General features: G+C 42.5%; 1 pseudogene. It reads right to left on the reverse strand.

The window, feature by feature from the left end:
- Positions 1–449: pseudogene (locus HC176_RS16520) on the reverse strand (hypothetical protein); the annotation flags it as partial.

Below are 449 nucleotides of genomic sequence, written 5' to 3' on the forward strand. Positions count from 1 at the left end.
GTTGACAGATGTTTTTAAAACATTCCCCAATGCATTAACAGTAATATTTATAACTACTTTTCCCGATCTGTCACAGGTGTAAATAGGATTGGGAATATCAACTGCAGTGCGGCCAATCAAAGAAAAAGAAATAGAACTATTCCTCATACTGCCTTTTTTAACCGATGTTTCCTTAGTAGTGTTATCTCCTTCGGAAGCTTTCTGTTTCCGTCGTTCTTTACTGCTGTTTACAGCCACATCTCCTGCAGAGATCTTATTTGCATCTTCTTCGGAAGCTTCCTGTTGCGCAGCATTTTTTTCAAAGATCTCCTCCAGCCGCGATTCCACATTGCTTTTACTTTCCTGTTGGTTTTGGTTGTAAGCCTGGTGCGTTTCAAAGGCAGGACGCTGAGGTTGTGGAGTTGGAGGTTCGGGATCTTCTGGTTGAGGTAGCTCTTCGGGAAGAGGTT

The organism is Tamlana crocina (assembly GCF_012037625.1).